This window comes from Euhalothece natronophila Z-M001 (assembly GCF_007904085.1).
GTDB lineage: Bacteria > Cyanobacteriota > Cyanobacteriia > Cyanobacteriales > Rubidibacteraceae > Halothece > Halothece natronophila.
This window is the reverse complement of record NZ_CP042326.1, coordinates 979,035-994,813: the sequence shown is the minus strand read 5'-3', so window position 1 is coordinate 994,813 and position 15,779 is coordinate 979,035. Positions and strand designations below refer to the sequence as shown.

Here is a 15,779-nt window from a genome sequence, read left to right as displayed (position 1 = left end):
CAGCTAGCCATTCGCGCAATTCTCTGAAACGATAAAACAATAACGCAATTAATTAGAAGACCTTGCAAAAGCTCTTGTTCTCACTCTAATCATATCACCATTATCTAGCTCTGAACGGATAACAATTTCTGCTTGTCTTCCACTACCAGGATCTAAGCAAATGTAAAATCCTTCTGACGCATCCAAGGTGTTAGCTTGGGCGCAAAAACCTGAAAGGTCGTCTTCGTCTGCTTCAGTAATTAAGTCAATTAAAAGTTCCCTCTCTTCATCACCCTCACGACGATAAATCACTTGATCTTGTAGCAAAGTCTCATCTGAGTTATCAATGCTGTATGTAATATCGTCCCCTTCTGGAATATTTAATTGAAAAATCCAAGTTTCATCTGATCCTGAAGGTGGATCCTCTAGATTTTCTGTTTCTATCTCGTTGTTTATTCTTATATCACTAGCTCTTTTGATATCCTCCGAAATATAATTTAGAGCGCGGTTACCTTGTCTGCGTCTCAAAGTTTCCTGTTCTGAGCGAGCATTAGCTTGTAAAATTGTGTTTAAGCCCACTCCAGTTCCAGTTACTAAAACTGCTGTGATAATAACAGCAACTAATAGCTCAATAAGGGTAAATCCAGAAGTTTTTTGAGATAAATTGCAAAGAATTTTTCGGTAAAATGGCTGATTTTTCATGGTTGTACACATGCTCCATTTCCATTGTTTATAACTCCTTGTCGAATAATACCTAAAGGACTGAATACTCTCAGACATAGATCTTCAGGGACATCTTCACTAGAAAAGGTAATCGTATAATTCTCTTCCTTTTCCTCGCCATCCTCATCTACTAATACACCTCGAAGGTTAAACCTAATTGGTGTGTCACCATCAGTATCAATTCCTACGTTTATAAGCTCTGGTAATGTTCTTGTTGAAATACAGGAGCTAATCGTATTATTGGTAATATCAACATCGCACTCCTCACTACGGCGAATCGCTTCTTCTTGCGCTTGTATTAATGCCCCTTTAACTTCACTAACACTTTGGTTTAATTGGTTTCGCCGATACCAGACCAGAAAGTTGGGAGCAGAAATGGCGGCTAAAATACCAACAATGAATAAAACAATCGTAATTTCAAGGAGATTAAATCCTTGGTTATTTTTAGTCATCAAAGGCGACATCAGGAACTACCTCTGTGTTAACTGCAGCAACAATATCATTTTCACTTACCGAGCTTGGGGGAGATCCATTGTTGTTACCTAAAACAGCAATATATCTTAATTCTAAGGTATTGTCATCATGGCTTGTATATCTAAACAGCCAAACCTCTCTTCCACTATCATTATCTCCAAGAAATTGTCTGGAGTTACCGCCATTAATCAAATAAAAATCCTCGTCGCCCCACCGTACCTCTTCCTCGTCATTAGAAGGCGATATGAATTCTATATATGTTTCTAAATCCTCTCCGCAACTATCATCATCCCTACAATTTGGGCTAATGTCAAGATCTGGAATGTCTTCAGTAGCGTTAAACTGTTCCTCTGTACCTAAAAATCTTGCCTCTTCAACATTTTCTTGAATCCATGCGGTTGCTCCTGATTTTTCTGCGGATCGCACCCGAAAAACAGTTGAAATAACAAGGGCTTGCATTGCTGTTAAGGTGAAAGTGGTGATAAGAATAATCCCAACTAACACTTCTAGCAAAGTGAAGCCTTGTGCTGAGTTTTTGTAACCAGCTAGTAAATATTTTATGAATATGAAGTTTTTCATGCACTTCCCTCTTCTGTCTTTATCTCAATTAATTACTTGTATCACTGATCTATCTACGTTGCCATTGTCGAGGGGCACTAGAACGAATGATCTTTAGACCGGCGTTACTAATAGAATTGTCTTCAAATGCTTGATCTATATCTTCTGGTACGTTGATAACTGCGCCTGGGGCATTACTACCTTCAGACCACTTATTAACCCAAATGGCACCAGTTACAACACAGCTGCCACCTTGGCCGCCTCCTCCTCCTCTAATTCCTGCAGTAGCAGTGGGCGCATAAATAAAGCCTTCAAAACAAGGAGTTCCATTAAATCTTATATCCTGTGATTCCCCTCCCGCAGGATTACCATAGATGCGAAACCGACCTGGTTGAGTACTAGTATTGGTAATATTCGAGTTACCAGAGAGAGTCAGCATATCTTCGCCAGTGAGATGGAGGTAAACTCTAGAATTAAAATTTTGATAGGATTTGTTAGACTCTTGTGATACATCGTCACAAGATTTTGCGTAAATCTGTTGATCGCTTCCATCAGTGGCTAGACAAACTTCATCTGTATAAACTTCTAGGCTATCTCCTCCCTTTAGACTTAAGCTATCACCTTCATAGTGAAAAGTAATAAAACCTTCATCTAGTTCCAGATTAAAATTATCCTCAATTTTGCAATCTGAATCAGTCCTGGGATAATTTGCACCACAACCATTGTCACCGTTACTAGACCCAGACCCGGAATCTTGACCTTGACCTTGACCTTATGCAACTACATTTTGATGCTCGTAATTTAAGGCACTACTCAATAATAAGGTAATTAATATTACGATTAATTTAGAAAAGAGTTTTTTATCAAATTTGAAGGAATTGACTAATTTTTCAAAATATTTTGGGTTAATCATAATGTGTAATTTCCTTTAAGTCTATTAAATTACTGTGAACAAGTCAGTGCTAAAAATCAAACGGTTATAACTCATTGGCATTTTCAGGGGGGGGTACTTCTGGCAAATTAAGTTCACCTAAAAAAATACTTCCATCAATTATGCTATTTTGGCTAGCTCTAACAGCGTTTCTTGCTGCATTTTGTCCATCACTTGAACTCGGGTCATTACAGTATGCTTCTAAATCATCTCCAGACAAAGTGCAGTCTTGACACAAAACATTAGCTAATAATGTTCCATCAACAACGTCTCTAACATCAAGATGACGGAGGTTAACATTCTCTATTCCGACTAAACCTCCAAAACTATCATCTAAAGCTTCTTCCAAGACATCTACAACTAACTTAATTTCTTGTTTTGCCTCTCCTACTTTTCCTTGAACTCGTAATCTTCCTTCTTCAGCATTTTCATCGTATTGGTAATCAATAATTTGATAACGTCCTTGATTATTAACTTCCCCTTCCATAATTTCATCAATCTTATCAGGTAATAGACAAGGATTGTTCGTTTGGTCTGGATTCTCCCAATCGTCAATATCTAGTGTTAGCAATTCGGAATTATTTGGTTGATTAAGTGAGGCAAGAGTTCTAGTAGCCCCTGTTTCTGCTGTGGCTAACGCTTGAGCGGTCTGTTCTTCTAAAGTGGAACGAATTTGATCATCACTGGAGCGACCAATCATCGTTAAGCCAACAACGGTCATAATTAGCCCTAAGCCGATCATCATCGGTAGAACAAATCCTTGATGATTCTTATTATGAGAATGCTGTAAGGCTTTAATTAGGAAACGCTTATAACCTTGCATGATTGGTTACCCCATGTAATTGCTTGAATAAATATTTAGTTGTAATATAGCATATTTTTTTGTGAATAAGCCCTTTAGTTGAAGTGATCTTAACAGTATCATTGGCTCTACCTGAAAAGAATAATTATTATTTATTCAGAGAATATTTTTTACGAGAAATTTCTTAAATTGCTTTTAAATCCTCCTTTGTTGTTTGTAAACCAATGACTAATGACTAATGACTCAGTTTGTCCCTCAACAGGCTAAGAAGCACTATAATAGACTTTTATTTTTTCGCTTCCTTTTTAGAAGATTTTTCTTCTTGTTCTGGTTCTTTAACAAATTGCTTTCTCAATTTTTCTAATTGCCGATTTGCAATTTTATTTTCAGGATCATAGTTAAGGGTTTCTTCATAGGTTTCAATGGCTTGAGCAATTAATTTTTTCTGGCGGTAAGAGTTGGCAAGGTTATTTAAAGCAATCACGTAATCAGGATATAGTTTAATTGCTTCTTTATATTGGCGAATTGCTAAATCATATTGTTCTTGGGCAAAATACGCATAACCCATAGCGTTATAGATTAAAGCTCGATTTTCATCTTCAATGTCTTTGAATTTAAGAGCTTGTTGTAAAATGCGAGTAGCTTGCACATATAATTTTTTATTTAGGTAGAGACTGCCTAATTCATAATAATCTTTTGCTGTAGCCTCTTCATTTTTAAGTTTTTTCTGTAATTGGGTAATTCGGTTTTCTTTTTTACGAGTCTTTAAAACCTGACGGAATACAAAAAAACTTGCTACCGCCAGAATGATTACGAGCATTAATAAGTATAAAAAGGGAAGATTATCTTGCATAGTTAATGATCTTATTTTTCTTGGCTAGCTACTGATTAGCAAAACCGTATCATTTTAAGGGTTTAATTAAAAATTGTACATTAAGATATTCCTCTTTTATCCAACTGCTTTCAAATTCTGATTTTCCGTTGGCTAAAATGGCGCAATTTCGTAGAATTATTTAAGACAGAAATAGAATACTATTTTGCCATTGTCCAGTAGGGAAAGCCTTGACTAGGACTGAGTTTAACTCCTGTAATCTCATTTTGAGCAAATACATGGTTTTTGACTTGCCAGAGGGGAATATAAGGCACATCTGTGGCAATAATTTCTTGGATTTCTGCAAATTGTTCTTGACGGGTTTCAGGATCTTGTTCTTGTCGTTGCAGGGTTACCAGTTCATTGAGTCGCTCATTATAATAAAAAGACCCCTGAGAGGCAGCACCTCCTTCTTCACAACCTGTTTCTTCTGATCCCTCTCCACAACTGACAAACGGGTGAATATAATTATCAGGATCAATAAAATCAGGATGCCAATCTACTAAAGAAATGGGATAAAGCCCTTCTCTGACACTACTAAAGAAGGTTCCATCATCATTTCCCTGAGGTTCAAACTGCAACAAACCCTCTAAATGTTCCTCGGCATACTCTTGTAATCTGGAGGCAACTAAATGACGGTTATGAGAAGCCCCAGGATACCAAATCTCTACAGTTACGGGATCATCCTCAGAATAACCTGCTTCAGTGAGTAAGGCTTTTGCTTGCTCAATATTGCCATCCCCATACTGATTTTGAAAAGCGGGTTCATAAACTTCGACACTGGTGGGAATAAGACTATAAATTGGTTCAGCTTGCCCTTCTAGAGTGGTTTCCGTAAACAGATTACGATCAATCATAGACGCGATCGCGCGTCGCACTTGCGGATCATCTAAGGGTTCTTTTGTAACATTTAAAGCCATATAAACCACTGCCATGCCCGGACTTGACACCGCTTGCCATTTTCCTTCTGTTGCCTCTTCCACCAAATAGCGAATCTGATCCACATCAAGAGATTGGTAAGCCACATCAACTTCCCCATCCTGAAACGCCTCAAATAACTCAGTCGCTTCATTAGCATAAAATTGAATGTTTACCCCTGCATTTTCAGGAGTCTCCCCCCAATATTGCTCAAATGCTGTTAACTCTAGAGAGTCTTCTTCCCATTCTGTCAGTTGATAGGGGCCAGTTCCCACAAAAGTTTCCTCATTAAACTGATCTTTCCCAATTTCATAGGCGTTAGGGGAAACCGCTGCTGTTCCTGTAAAAGCGAGTAAAGCAGGAAAAGCTGAAAATGGGCTATCGAGTTCAATGGTTAATTCATAGTCTCCTGTCGCTTCTACCGAGTTGACAATATCTGCGAGTAGAAAAGAAGGTTGACCCTCATTTTCCATAAACCGCCTTAACGAAAATGCCATAGCTTCAGCATTAAAGGGGGTTTGATCATGAAAGACAACATCTTCTCGTAGGGGAATGGTATAAGTTAAGCCATCATCACTCACCTCTGGTAGGGCGGTTGCCAGTTGGGGTTTAAGTTCTGTACTATCTAATTCATAGGCAAAAAGACAGTCACTAAGATTATAGAGAATCCCTAGCCCTGCAATTTGATAACTATCGGCAGGATCAAGATGACTGGGTTTTTGAGTTGTACCGAGAGTAATTCGGCTTCTCTCTCCATTAAGCGTTTCTATCTCATTTTCCACAGCATCATTATCGCTAGCACAAGCAATAACGACGGTGGCACAAAGTAGAAATAGGCTGAGAAAGCGTCCCCAAGCCTGCCATTTTGGTTTTAAGTGATGAATCATGATCGTATAAAGAGGATGGGTGAATATTAATCTAATTCTCTCACTAAGGGGCTAACCATAATCATGTTTCTTTGTTCAGAAAATAACACCAATCCCACAGCCAAGAAGGGGTTAAAGTTGGTTTTCCGCTTGTTCAACACAGCGAACAAACATTTCTACTCCCATGCTTAAAGCAGTTTCATCAAAGTCAAAGCGAGGATGATGGTGGGGATAGTTTAATCCCAAGCTGGTATTAGCAGCCCCAAGAAAGAAGTAGCAACCCGGAACTTCTTGCAGGAAAAATGACATATCCTCCCCTCCCATGGTTTGACATTCAGGAACAACCCCAATAGGAGTTTCTACAACATTATTGGCAACCGAACGCACTAACTCAGTAATGCGAGGATTATTAATGACAGGGGGGTAAATTCGCCAATAGTTAAGGTTATAACTTGCTCCGTGGCTTTGACAAGTCCCTGCGATAATCTCTTCTACTCTCTGTCCGATATACCCTTCTAAGGCAGGATTAAAATAACGAACTGTTCCCGAAAGATAGGCGCTATCAGCAATAACATTCATCGCTGAACCTGCCTTAAATTCCCCAACTGTCACTACTGCTGAATCGGTGGGATCAATATTGCGGGCAACAATACTCTGCACTGCATTAACTACTTGACTTCCGACAACAATGGCATCTGTGGTTTGATGAGGCATTGCCCCATGCCCCCCTTTGCCTTGGATTTGGCATTGAAATAACTCCACTGCTGCCATTAAAGCGCCTTCTCTCACGCCAATGGTTCCTAAAGGCAAATTGTTCCAGAGGTGTAAGCCAATGATGGCATCCACATCAGGGTTTTTAAGTACCCCTTCTTCGATCATTGGTTTTGCCCCACCAGGCCTTTCTTCGGCAGGCTGAAAGATGATTTTGACCGTTCCTGTTAAATTTTCTCGATGTTGCCAAAGATAATAAGCTGTTCCAAGCGCGATCGCGGTATGTCCATCATGCCCACAAGCGTGCATAATTCCATCATGTTGGGAACGATAAGAAACCTCGTTTTCTTCATCAATAGGCAGGGCATCCATATCAGCACGAATCCCTAGCACCTTGCCTGGAGTTTTCCCTTCAATAATGGCGGCGACTCCTGTTTGGGCAATTTTAGTTTGATGAGGAATCCCCCATTCTTGCAGTTTGCTAATCACAAACTCAGAAGTCAGTTTTTCTTTAAAGGCAAGTTCTGGGCGTTGATGAATCCCTCTGCGCCATTTAACTAATTGTTCTTGTAAGTTTTGGATTTCAGGGCGAATCTTAGAAGTTTTAATGGGTTGAGCCGGAGAGACTGTCATAATGAGTTTTCTGAGAGCTACCAAAGATATTCTAATTCTAAGTTTGACGCAACTTGTGCGAGTTTTTCTAGATCGCTAGGATTCGATAAATAGGGAATGGTTCCTAAAATGGGGACTTGACAGAGGTTACTAATTAACTCAGAGGGAGTCCAGTTGTGTTGATTGTTTTCGGCTTCTGCACTGACACAGTTAAAAATTACTCCTTTAATCGAAACTTGATGTTGACGGGCAAGGGCTACATTGGCGACAGTCTGCGCGATCGCGCCTAATTTGACCGGAACAACTAAAATAATAGGAAGCTGCCAGGCGGCTGCAATATCGGCTACGGTCATTTCAAACGTAATTGGAGATCCCAATCCACCTAAAGCCTCTACCAACACCACCTCTTTTTGTGATTGTAAAGTAGTCAACCCCTCCCAAATTGTAGTAAGATTAACAGGTTGATTTTCTTTTTCTGCTGCCAAAGGGGGCGCAATGGGAGATTGATAAGAGACAGGGTTAATTAATGCTGTCTCTTGTTGCCACTGAAATAGTTGTTGATAAAGATGACTATCGCCAGGACTCCCAGTTTGAATTAGTTTCATAATTCCTAATTTCTCCCAAGCACAATATTTGTGCCAGTAGGCAGTTAAACTAAGAGTAACAACGGTTTTACCAATTTCTGTATCTGTGCCGGTGATTAAAAGTGTTGTCATGGTTTAAGATTAGACTTGAACTAACATTTTTGACTCGGTTTAGGGCAGGATTGAAACATTATTTCTTAATGTTATTTAAATCCCATTGTTAAAATTGGGATGATATGATTGCAATGAACTGAGGTTAAAGGGAAAGCCCGTGAGCCATTCTGCTACTTTAACGCTTCAATCTTCACTAAGCCAACTTCCTGACCAAAACCGTTTACGGATTTTTTCAGGATCTGCAAATGAGCCACTTGCCCAAGAAGTGGCCACTTATCTCGGTCTTCAACTAGGACCAATGGTAAGGAAACGGTTTGCAGACGGTGAGTTATATGTCCAAATTCAGGAATCTATTCGTGGCTGTGATGTTTATTTAGTCCAACCCTGTTGTCATCCGGTTAATGACAACTTAATGGAATTACTGATTATGATTGATGCGTGTCGGCGTGCTTCAGCTCGCCAAATTACCGCAGTCATTCCTTACTATAGTTATGCCCGCGCTGACCGTAAAACTGCAGGACGTGAGTCAATTACAGCCAAACTAGTGGCTAACCTAGTCACTCAAGCAGGAGCGAGTCGGGTTTTAGCAATGGACTTACACTCGGCACAAATTCAGGGATATTTTGATATTCCTTTGGATCATGTGTATGGATCTCCTGTATTAATTCAATATATAGCGAGTAAAGAATTATCTAATCTAGTGGTAGTATCTCCAGATGTAGGAGGGGTAGCTCGTGCTAGAGCATTTGCCAAAAAACTTAATGATGCTCCCTTAGCTATTATTGATAAACGTCGCCATAGCCATAATGAAGCAGAAGTTCTTAATTTAATTGGGGATGTTAAAGGAAAAACTGCTGTTATGGTTGATGATCTCATTGATACTGCTGGTACGATGCTAGAGGGCTCTCGTTTGCTCCGAGAAGAGGGAGCAGATCAAGTTTATGCTTGTGCTACTCATGCTGTGTTATCGGGACCTGCTAGAGAACGTCTATTTAGCGGTGATTTTGAAGAAGTGATTGTTAGCAATACAATTCCTGTGCCCGGACATGAAGATATTGAGCCGTTAACTATCTTATCTGTGGCCAATTTAATTGGAGAGGCAATTTCACGGATTCATGAAGAAAGTTCTGTTAGCAGTATGTTTCGATAGTGCCTTGCCATCCTTTGTATTTTAAGTTATACTAGCTAAGGCATTTAGCTAAGGCTCAGTAGCTCAGCGGTAGAGCAGGGGACTCATAAGCCCTTGGTCGTGTGTTCAAATCACACCTGAGCCATTTTTTACGGTTTCCAATATTGCCTAAATCTTCGGCTTGTTCCGTTGTATAGGCGTTGTTGCTGATTTATTTAAGTTAAGGTGAGAACTGAATTACCATTAACGGATCACCAATGGTAGTTACTTTCCACGTCGGGGAGTTGCTATAACGAGACGCAACAAGAAACGGAACATTTAAAGCTAACTGAGATATAACATATTTCGGGGGAACAAACCCACTAACATAAGGTTCATCCACTGCACCAACATAAGCATACACCCCATTATTTAACCAACGTCCAGCAATGGTATTAATATCATCAGGAGTGGTTGCAGAAAAACTATGAATCATGTGCATTGTCATGGGAATATTTAATTCAGGAATTTCTTTAACAGACGCATCACCATTACCAACAGCAAACTTCGCTTTTCCTCCTCGGGAATTAATAAAAGTGAGATCATAATCCCAAGATTGATTCGTGATCTCTTGCCAAGTTTCTTGACTGGCACTAGGATGTTCAATATGCTTAAATTTTAAGTCTTTTCTTTCTAAAATTGACAGGGCTTCTTGAAAGTGATACTCCTTCCAACTTTCAGTTTTGGGATAACTATCATAAAGAAGGGCGGTTTCTGTGGGTAAAAAAATCGCAGACATGGCTTGATAAACTGCTCGCTCAGGAGTACCATATATCCAGCCAGCGATCGCGTAGCGGCTACCGTCTTCATTTCGCCCTAAACCATCAGTCACTGCTAATAAATTGCCATCTTCAGGGCTTTGATATTTTACAGGAAGACTACGGGCTAAGGTGATTGTATCAATAGTATCTCCTAAAGTTTGATACTCATAGCCTGTGTTATGAACTAATTCATTAACTTGCTGATTCAATTGTTGCCAAGATTCAGGGTTTAAAGTTTGATTGACACCGCCAAAATACTCGTCTAAAAATAATAAAGGCTGACCGCGATCGGCTGCAAGGGCAACAGCGGCGACAGAAGCAGAATCATTGCTTGAAGTAATTACAACGCCAGGTGGCTTCCAGCCTAAATTTTCCCAAGTTTGGGATAAGGTTTCGGTTTCAGCTTCCCAAGCAGTTGCAACTGCTTTTCTCATAGTTTCTTCTCGGTTAAACGAGACTTCCGCAATAGAATATGAAATATCTAAATGTTTGCTACAGATAAAGCATTGAGAATAAAGTCCCATCCAGTGATCTGAGTAATCACTTGAGAACTTAATTTTGATAAGATTTTGGAAAGTCGCTTTCTTAAATCATCTAAATCGGGAAAGAATTCCCATTTCAAAGGTTTCTTAATTTCTTGCCATAATCGTTCAATGGGATTAACTTCTGGGGAATAAGGTGGTTGGAAAATTAAAATGACATTATCAGGAAGTTGTAACTCTAACCAAGTATGGCAACGACTGTTATCAACTTGTATTAAGTGTAAATCGTCAGGATATTCTTGAGCAAACCAGCTTAAATACTGCTCAAAGCAAAGACCATCAAGATGAGAAAATTCTCTGAAAAAATTCTCTCCCGTTCTCGGTTCCACTAAACCGTACAACCATAAATAATCAAACTTCCACTGTTTTTTTCCTGTCGGTTGAATTCCTTTACCTGTAATTTTTGTATCGTGAAGTGTGATTAACCCGATTCGAGATTCATCTTGGCACCAATATCTAATGTTTTGATATCGTTTAACCTTTTCTGAATTAGCTTCTAGTTGGGTTGTAACAATTTCACTTAGTTTTTTTTAAAAGCTTCCGGTGCTCCCAATTCCTGTTTGCTATGAACTGGACGTGGCACTTTCAGTTTTCCTTCTAAACCATAGCGGACTCGTTTATGAACAGCACTATAACTAATATCAATATCTTGAATTAACTGAAGCCATGTTTGAATTTCCTTATAACTAGAAAATCCTTCTGGATCTTCTAGTTCTTGGATTAATTTTTTTTCTACTGATGGCGTGATTTTAGGGACTCGCCCAGGACTTTTCTTAACTTCTAAAAGACCTTTGAGACCTCCTTTGCGATATTTACTGAGCCATCTTGATACTGTCGTTCGGTGTTTTCCGATTAGGGAGGCGAGCGCGCCGGTACTTCTGACTTGGTTCGTTTTCAGCCAATACAAGACTTGGATTCGTTCTTTGACTTCACTGTTTTGGGAGAAGTTGAGCTGTTTTTTAAGCTCTTGAGCTGACTCGGCAATCTCAATTTTAATGACACCTGCCATAGCTAATCTCGATTACTAACAATCTCTCCCTCTATTTGTAGCATACACAGTTCCATTTCATAGAAGATAGCCGAATGACTTGTTCAGGTTGAAAACGATTTAAAAATCGAGGCGTATAGTGATCATCTTCAATTAAAATAGGATAGCGACGTTTTAAGTTCCATTGTTGAATCGCACTTAAAAATGTTTCTTCATCAGGAACTAAAATAACCTTCTTTTCTGTGGGAATGACTTGACGCAGCCTGATAATTTTTTCCCCTAACTGTTGTCGCCATCTTTCTACTTGAAAAGAGGTAGGAATAGGGGGAGGAGAAGCCAATTGTTGCCGAAAAGGATTTTGATTTAAAGAAAAGACAAGCAGCAACAGAATGAATAAAGCAACTAAGCGCCATTGTCTCCGCATTTCCTTATTGATGTCGTTGTATCCCTAACTGAATTAATCGATCCACTAATTCGGGAAAAGAAATGCCAGTGGCTTCCCACAAACGCGGATACATACTGGTCATTGTAAACCCTGGGAGAGTATTAATTTCGTTAAGATAAACCTCTCCTGTCGCTTCTTCATAGAAAATATCTACCCGAGATAAACCAGCGGCATCGACAGCGATAAAGGCTTGTTTCGCTATTTCTTGCACTTGTTTGAAGATTTTATCGGGAAGTGGAGAAGGAATATAAAGTTCTGCTTTTCCTTCGGTGTATTTCGTTTCGTAATCGTAAAAGTCTGTATTGTAGCTAATTTCTCCGACTACTGAGGCTTGAGGATCATCATTTCCTAATACGGCACATTCTACCTCTCTTGCGGTAATCCCTTTTTCAATAATAATCCGCCGATCATAGCTTGCTGCTTCATCTAACGCCGTTTCTAACTCCGATCGCGCTTTGGCTTTAGAAATCCCTACCGATGACCCTAAATTAGCTGGTTTCACAAAACAAGGATAACCAATTTCCTCTTCTATCTCATCACAGAGTTTGGGAAATACACAAGGACTTGACCAAATTTTATCCCGATTGACTCCTTTATACGTCACTTGTGGGAGTCCAGCTTGGGCAAAAGCCGTTTTCATGGCTAATTTATCCATTCCCATTGCTGACCCTAACACACCACTGCCGACAAAGGGAACTTGCATTAAGGTTAATAATCCTTGAACTGTTCCATCTTCCCCATTGGGCCCATGTAAAATGGGGAACCAAACATCAATCTGGGTAGCTTCTGGCGGAAAATCCCATAAATTGCCTGAACCTTCCGAATGAGGAGGAGTTTGTTGTTGTAAAACACTTTTTGCAGTTTCTCCCCCTTCCCAAATGCCATTTTTATGAATATAAACAGGGGTGAGATCATATTTTTGGGCATTATCTTCAGTTTTTAAAGCCTGCGCGATCGCGGCTGCTGAACGAATCGACACTTCATGTTCCCCAGAACGCCCACCAAATAATAATCCTACCTGTATTTTTGTCATCACTCATTTATCCTTAAATTTAATCCCATAGCCTAGCACAATCCTTCGAATATGTATGAATCTTTATATCAACAATTAGAACACTCGGCGGCGGCGAAATGGTTAGAGACGCTTCCTCAAGAGATAGAAAAAGCATTTAATCAACCCCATGGCGACTTTCCGAAGTGGAAACAAGCAATAGAAAATTTACCCCGATTAACCCCTAGTGTCATTGATCTTCAAGAACAAGTCAAAATTGGTTGTCGAGAAGATGCTGAAGAAACAACTCGCAAGCAGTTAGAAACTGAATTAAAACAGCTTCATCCTTGGCGTAAGGGCCCAATTGAACTGTTTGGCGTGTATATTGATACGGAGTGGCGTTCGGATTGGAAATGGGAACGCTTACAAGATCATATTACCCCCCTAGACGGGCGAATGGTTTTAGATGTGGGCTGTGGGAATGGCTATTACGGCTTACGAATGCTAGGAAAGGGCGCAAAGTTAGTGGTAGGAATCGATCCCTCTTTGCTTTATGTGATGCAGTATGAAGCCCTTCGCCGTTATTTTCCCACTACACAAGCCTATGTCTTACCTTTAGGGGTGCAACATCTTCCTGAGAAATTACAGGGGTTTGATACTGTCTTCTCTATGGGAATACTTTATCATCAGCGATCGCCGCTTCACCATCTCCAAACCCTAAGGGATACTCTCATTCCAGGAGGAGAATTAGTTTTAGAAACCCTTGTGATTCCAGAAAATTATAGAGAGACTCTCATTCCAGAAAAACGCTATGCCAAAATGCGAAATGTTTGGTCAATTCCCAGTTGTTCCACTTTAGAATCTTGGTTAACTGAGTGTGGCTTTCAGGAAGTGAGAACAATTAATGTCACAAAAACCACAATTCAAGAACAACGTCGCACCCCATGGATGACATTTCATTCTCTAGAGAATTTTCTCAATCCCGAAGATCACAGTCAAACCATTGAAGGATATCCAGCACCTCAACGAGGAATTGTGATTGCAAAAGCCCCAACCTGACAATTTTGGTAAAGATGACTATAATATATGGTAGAATTAACTAAAATTAAGAGCGTCGAATTGAACTGTGTTTACAACGGCTGTTAAATCAAAATCAAATGGACTTCCCCGAGACTTATTCACCGCAGTTGAGGAATTGAAAAAAGAACTAAATGCGGTGGTATTAGCCCACTATTATCAAGAAGGAGACATTCAAGATGTCGCTGACTACCTTGGCGACTCTTTAGGGTTATCTCAGCAAGCGGCGAAAACAGATGCGGATGTCATTGTCTTTGCTGGGGTTCATTTTATGGCGGAGACAGCCAAAATTTTGAATCCCGATAAATTAGTCTTGTTACCTGATTTGGAAGCAGGGTGTTCTTTGGCTGAGAGTTGCCCACCACAAGAGTTTGCGAAATTTAAGGAAAAGTATCCTGACCATTTGGTGGTTTCTTATATCAACTGTACCGCCGAAATTAAGGCGATGAGTGATATTATTTGTACCAGTTCTAATGCGGTGAAAATTATTAATCAAATTCCTGAAAATAAAGGAATTATTTTTGCCCCAGATCGCAATTTAGGACGGTATGTCATGCAGCAAACGGGGCGAGATTTAGTGTTATGGCAAGGAAGCTGTATTGTCCATGAAACCTTTTCAGAAAAAGCAATTGTGCAACTAAAAACAACGCATCCCCAAGCAGAAATTATTGCTCACCCTGAATGTGAAGAACCGGTTTTACGTCATGCTAATTACATCGGTTCCACTACTGCTTTATTAAAGTATTGTCAGGAAACTTCCCAACAGGAATTTATTGTGGCAACAGAACCTGGAATTATCCATCAAATGCAAAAAGTTGCCCCAGAAAAAACGTTTATTCCTGCCCCTGCGATGAATAATTGTGCTTGTAATGAATGCCCTTATATGCGCTTAAATACCTTGGAAAAATTATATTTAGCAATGAAGCATCGACAGCCTGAAGTTTATCTCCCTGAAGATATCCGAGTGGCGGCGTTGAAGCCGATTCAAAAAATGTTAGAAATGAGTTATTAGTTATTAGTCATTAGTCATTGGTCATTAGTCATTGGTTTACAAACAACAAAGGACAAAAAACGATGAGTCATAAAGAGCAATTACTTAGCGCGATTGCGGGAAAAAATCGTGGAAATTTAGCTAAAGAAGCTGATAAAGTAGCTGTACTGAGCGCGATCGCGCAATTAGAGACAGAAAATCCCACTCCTAATCCGATTGAACGGAGCGATTTATTAAAAGGAAATTGGCGACTTCTTTACACCACCAGTAAAGATTTACTGCGATTTGATCAGTTTCCCTTCTTACAATCGGGGCAAATTTATCAGTGCATTGATACTGAAGAAAACAAAGTTTATAACATTGCTGAAATTGTGGGAGTTCCTTTTTTAGAGGGAATTGTCTCGGTAGTTGCTGAGTTTACCCCAGCTTCTGAAAAACGAGTTAATGTTAATTTTAAGCGTTCTATTGTTGGCTTACAACGCTTTCTCGGTTATGACAATCCTAGTAGTTATATTAATAAAATTAAGCAAGGAAAAAAGTTTATTCCCTTAGATTTTGACATTAGTAATCCCAACTCGAATGCTTGGTTAGACATCACTTATCTTGATGATAATTTACGCATTGGGAGAGGAAACCGAGGTAGCGTTTTTGTATTAACGAAAAATTAAGCACT

18 protein-coding genes and 1 tRNA gene are annotated in these 15,779 nt (G+C 39.6%); 5 read left to right on the top strand and 14 right to left on the bottom strand.

Annotated elements, in window-relative coordinates; translation table 11 throughout:
• Positions 1–48: 48 nt before the first annotated feature.
• The 9 genes from FRE64_RS04690 to bioD form a co-directional block, all read right to left on the bottom strand.
• Positions 49–681: a PulJ/GspJ family protein gene (locus tag FRE64_RS04690; RefSeq protein WP_186708973.1), complete on the bottom strand. Its 633-nt coding sequence runs from the start codon at positions 679–681 to the stop codon at positions 49–51.
• Complete coding sequence (locus tag FRE64_RS04685; protein ID WP_186708970.1) at positions 678–1,154, bottom strand: pilus assembly FimT family protein; 477 nt, start codon at positions 1,152–1,154, stop codon at positions 678–680. The genes FRE64_RS04690 and FRE64_RS04685 overlap by 4 nt, the downstream gene beginning before the upstream one ends.
• Entirely contained in the window at positions 1,147–1,755 is a 609-nt protein-coding gene (locus FRE64_RS04680) for a type IV pilus modification PilV family protein (protein ID WP_146294891.1), read from the bottom strand. Before FRE64_RS04680 ends, FRE64_RS04685 begins: the two co-directional genes overlap by 8 nt.
• A gap of 49 nt (positions 1,756–1,804) precedes the next feature.
• Positions 1,805–2,374: a DUF7305 domain-containing protein gene (locus tag FRE64_RS18435; RefSeq protein ID WP_449265787.1), complete on the bottom strand. Its 570-nt coding sequence runs from the start codon at positions 2,372–2,374 to the stop codon at positions 1,805–1,807.
• A 337-nt stretch (positions 2,375–2,711) separates the two neighbouring features.
• Positions 2,712–3,488, bottom strand: coding sequence for a hypothetical protein (locus tag FRE64_RS04670; protein WP_146294889.1), 777 nt, complete (start codon positions 3,486–3,488; stop codon positions 2,712–2,714).
• Positions 3,489–3,753: 265 nt separating this feature from the next.
• Complete coding sequence (locus tag FRE64_RS04665; protein ID WP_146294888.1) at positions 3,754–4,320, bottom strand: tetratricopeptide repeat protein; 567 nt, start codon at positions 4,318–4,320, stop codon at positions 3,754–3,756.
• A gap of 179 nt (positions 4,321–4,499) precedes the next feature.
• Entirely contained in the window at positions 4,500–6,143 is a 1,644-nt protein-coding gene (locus FRE64_RS04660) for an ABC transporter substrate-binding protein (protein WP_146294887.1), read from the bottom strand.
• Between the two features lie 111 nt (positions 6,144–6,254).
• Entirely contained in the window at positions 6,255–7,466 is a 1,212-nt protein-coding gene (locus FRE64_RS04655; protein WP_146294886.1) for a M20 metallopeptidase family protein, read from the bottom strand.
• Between the two features lie 17 nt (positions 7,467–7,483).
• Positions 7,484–8,161 (bottom strand): dethiobiotin synthase, encoded by a 678-nt coding sequence (bioD, locus tag FRE64_RS04650; RefSeq protein ID WP_146294885.1) that lies wholly within the window; start codon positions 8,159–8,161, stop codon positions 7,484–7,486.
• 139 nt (positions 8,162–8,300) lie between these two features.
• On the opposite strand from bioD, the gene FRE64_RS04645 reads away from it, so the two are divergent.
• Together FRE64_RS04645 and FRE64_RS04640 are read left to right on the top strand one after the other, a co-directional pair.
• Positions 8,301–9,293, top strand: a complete 993-nt coding sequence (locus tag FRE64_RS04645) for a ribose-phosphate pyrophosphokinase (RefSeq protein ID WP_186708967.1) — start codon at positions 8,301–8,303, stop codon at positions 9,291–9,293.
• A 52-nt stretch (positions 9,294–9,345) separates the two neighbouring features.
• Positions 9,346–9,417: transfer RNA gene (locus FRE64_RS04640), tRNA-Met, on the top strand.
• Between the two features lie 75 nt (positions 9,418–9,492).
• On the opposite strand, the gene FRE64_RS04635 is transcribed toward FRE64_RS04640, so the two are convergent.
• The 5 genes from FRE64_RS04635 to FRE64_RS04620 all read right to left on the bottom strand — a co-directional run bounded on the left by FRE64_RS04635 (position 9,493) and on the right by FRE64_RS04620 (position 13,080).
• A complete protein-coding gene (locus tag FRE64_RS04635) occupies positions 9,493–10,506 on the bottom strand; it encodes a hypothetical protein (RefSeq protein ID WP_146294883.1) in 1,014 nt (337 codons plus the stop codon).
• A gap of 47 nt (positions 10,507–10,553) precedes the next feature.
• On the bottom strand, positions 10,554–11,045 hold the full coding sequence (locus tag FRE64_RS18240) for a transposase (RefSeq protein WP_390622267.1): 492 nt from the start codon (positions 11,043–11,045) through the stop codon (positions 10,554–10,556).
• Between the two features lie 89 nt (positions 11,046–11,134).
• Positions 11,135–11,623: a helix-turn-helix domain-containing protein gene (locus FRE64_RS18235; protein WP_390622233.1), complete on the bottom strand. Its 489-nt coding sequence runs from the start codon at positions 11,621–11,623 to the stop codon at positions 11,135–11,137.
• Positions 11,624–11,654: 31 nt separating this feature from the next.
• A complete protein-coding gene (locus FRE64_RS04625) occupies positions 11,655–12,026 on the bottom strand; it encodes a hypothetical protein (protein ID WP_146294882.1) in 372 nt (123 codons plus the stop codon).
• A 4-nt stretch (positions 12,027–12,030) separates the two neighbouring features.
• On the bottom strand, positions 12,031–13,080 hold the full coding sequence (locus FRE64_RS04620; protein ID WP_146294881.1) for a D-alanine--D-alanine ligase family protein: 1,050 nt from the start codon (positions 13,078–13,080) through the stop codon (positions 12,031–12,033).
• Between the two features lie 51 nt (positions 13,081–13,131).
• Between FRE64_RS04620 and cmoB the strand changes: the two genes are divergently transcribed.
• The 3 genes from cmoB (at position 13,132) to FRE64_RS04605 (ending at position 15,774) form a co-directional block, all read left to right on the top strand.
• Positions 13,132–14,097: a tRNA 5-methoxyuridine(34)/uridine 5-oxyacetic acid(34) synthase CmoB gene (gene cmoB, locus FRE64_RS04615; protein WP_146294880.1), complete on the top strand. Its 966-nt coding sequence runs from the start codon at positions 13,132–13,134 to the stop codon at positions 14,095–14,097.
• 67 nt (positions 14,098–14,164) lie between these two features.
• Positions 14,165–15,127 carry a quinolinate synthase NadA gene (gene nadA, locus FRE64_RS04610; RefSeq protein WP_146294879.1) on the top strand — a complete coding sequence of 321 codons (963 nt, stop codon included), beginning with the start codon at positions 14,165–14,167 and terminating at the stop codon, positions 15,125–15,127.
• 62 nt (positions 15,128–15,189) lie between these two features.
• The gene (locus FRE64_RS04605) at positions 15,190–15,774 is read left to right on the top strand and encodes a PAP/fibrillin family protein (protein ID WP_146294878.1); all 585 of its coding nucleotides are present in this window, start codon (positions 15,190–15,192) and stop codon (positions 15,772–15,774) included.
• Positions 15,775–15,779 lie beyond the last annotated feature (5 nt).